The organism is Evansella tamaricis (genome assembly GCF_019042215.1).
GTDB lineage: Bacteria > Bacillota > Bacilli > Bacillales > Salisediminibacteriaceae > Evansella > Evansella tamaricis.
In genome coordinates this window covers 1-2882 of sequence record NZ_JAHQCS010000018.1, presented here as the reverse complement: position 1 = coordinate 2882, position 2882 = coordinate 1, and the positions used below count along the sequence as shown (strand labels likewise).

At 41.5% G+C, this 2882-nt stretch carries 1 protein-coding gene; it reads right to left on the bottom strand.

Features of this window, described 5'->3' with window-relative positions; genetic code table 11:
• Positions 1–218 precede the first annotated feature (218 nt).
• A complete protein-coding gene (locus KS419_RS00960) occupies positions 219–2555 on the bottom strand; it encodes a SpoIID/LytB domain-containing protein (protein ID WP_217064227.1) in 2337 nt (778 codons plus the stop codon).
• Positions 2556–2882 lie beyond the last annotated feature (327 nt).

Sequence of the window (2882 nt, the reverse complement as noted above, 5' to 3'; positions counted from 1 at the left end):
GGAATGACAACCTGAAGTCCGCTCTTTGACTTCAGTTGTCACTTCCGAAGTGCCCCGCAGCGAGTAGGCGATGGAGCTAGACAATGCCCGAAGGTTCATAAACTTATACTTATCTTTCAAAAAAGCAAACACTATGTTTTCTTTAGGAAAACATAGTGTTTGCTTTTACTACAGAACTATATCAATCAAACGGTATACTTAGGAATCCTTACACTTTTTTATTTACTCATCCAAATGATATTACCCTTTGAATCCCAGTACGTTTTTGCGTTTACGGTCTCATTTAATGTTCTTAAAGATACATACACTTTGGATTGCAACATCTCCGGTGAATTGGTTAATTTGACTTTCTTTCCTTTCACCGTTGCATTTCGACTATTTAAGGTCATCGTGATAGTCGTTTTGCCCTCTTTTACAGTTGCTCGATTTTGGGACTTATTCCAGCTATAACTTAGTCCTAATGTCTCCACCGATCCTTTAAGGGGAACATAAACAGTCTTATTTCGCTTTATGGGTTTTCCTTTCACATCCGCCACTCGCCCGTTGACGATCACGGCCGTATTATTTTTATCAGAAAGTCTCTGGTTAATCGTGAGTAAATTCACGTGTATAAAACCTCGGACGCTACCGGATTTCACCTGGTAAAAGTCTCCTGTCCGGCCAAGAATATGGACATTCTGGTTTAACGTGGCCCTCCCTACAATGGGAGATGACGTAGTAGCGGACTTACGGATGTTTGCAGCACTTACATTTACCTTCCCTGTCACCCTTGTCCCCACTTTCGCCAATGGCGTAGGGGTTGGAGCTTGCTGAACTGGTTTTGTCGTTGTTGCTACCGGCTGCTGCACTGGTTGAGTCGCTGATGGCTCCGTAATTACAGGTACGCTTGGCGGTGGAGTACCTACTAGTGTATGCTGTACCGTCGCGGAGGTTGTTTGACCTTCAGAATCTTTAGCATTTACTGTGATGGAATATGTCCCATTTGGCACTGAGGTTACCGTCCAATATTGTGCCAAATTACCTGCTTTTCTGACGGCGTCTTTAATCAATGTCCCTACTAATCTATTAGAGGAATCCCTTATGGAAATGGTCACTTCCGCATCTCGATTTAAGTTATAACGTACAATCACTTGATTATTCTTGCTGTCAAATTCTGTTCGAGTATTGGAAACTGCCAATGGAACGATTTGTTCCTTCGGTTCCTCCTTCGGAACAGCAGGTGTTGGTGGAGGGGCATAGGTGACAACAGGTGTCAGATTCGTACCAGGATAGTAGAATGACAGAATCTCATTCACTTTGAATCCTTTGTCAGCCATCCCCCTTGCTCCCCATTGGCTCATTCCAACTCCATGGCCAAACCCTTTTCCGCTGACAGTTATTTGAGTACCTGTTTCTGATACTTTATCTACTAAATAGCTCTTGACAATATTAAGTCCAATCATCGCCCGAATTCGCTGTGCTGGTATATTTTTAAACTCCACAGTATGGAGCCTTATTGTTCCATCGGGGTTTCTGTCAAACTCCTTTGATGCATTGGAGCGAACAAAGAATTGAACAGTAATATCCCCTGTTTTCACCCGGCCTCCTGATGTGAGTTGATCAGAAAACTTAAGGGTTGGGATCGATACAATTTTAATTTCCGTATTTGGATATCCGTTGTTGTTTAACCATGTTTTTATATTCGTTGGAATAATCGTGTCCTTTTCCTTAGTGGAAGACCACCATACTTCTGGTTTTGTAAGGTCAAGACCAGCTAAATCAATTTGAGTCTTGTCAATTTTAAAAGACCAAGTCGTGGAACTATTAACTGGTTCATGTGGATCCTCCTTGATTGGAAGATAACTCAAGGCAGTGCTACCCCATGCATTGACATTTGATTCTGTTCTACCTCCATTGCTTGACGAATAAACCGCAGAGATATTTTTCCCACCGAACATTAAAGTTTGACCACTTGTATCATTCACTGCCTTCGTACTGTTTTGGTTCCATGCATAGCCTGCATACACCTGATTACTGACGGTATCTTCAATTACCTTTGTTCCCTGTGATGCCGCATATGTCCGGGCTGCAATGGCCTGCGCTTTTAAGGCTTCTAAATTCCACGATGCCGGCATCTCATGAGGGACAACTCCCTTTATATAATCTTCCATTGGTAATGTATTGACAGGTCTTACAAAAGAACCTTGCGGAACAAATTTCATGGTACCTAGGTATGGACGATTGTTGATTCGAATCTGATGTTGTTCGTTGTATATACTAGGTACAAAGGTAATTTCATTTAGAGTGTGTAATTTTTTTGTCCCTTCAAACATTACAAGTGTCCCATTTTCGTTTTTTATTCTATATGTTTTACCACTCTCCACGGGAATCGTTTGATTTAAAACATAATTACCGGTTATTTGAATCTGAACTTCATTTACATTTCCCAAGTAATTACTTAACCGTACCGAAACGTTAGGTTGTTGAACACTTTGGGCAGTACCTTCCATTTGATAGACAGGAATTGTTGTAAAAACTAGTAAAAATAGAATTATGACCGTAAGACATTTTCTCAAGCCACACACCCCTTTACCACTGTAAAATCAACTCTAGTAAGCTAATCATAATCACTTTTTAGATTATTAGATAGTGGATTTTGTTGGGTCGGATAAAACGAAAGAAATAGTCCCAAAAATATTGTGAAGTCACCAGTACTAGGGGGGCTTTAATATGATAAGGGGAAGCGCTATGTGGCCTCACCCTCTAGGTTGCAACACTATTTTGTCGCTTCCTTCCTCCTCCAGAGGTTGCGACATTAGACGGGGGATGTGGTGTTGTTTTGTCGCTTCCTCGTCCAGGATGCGACAAAAGACGAGAGTATGACTGTTGTTTTGTCGCTTCCT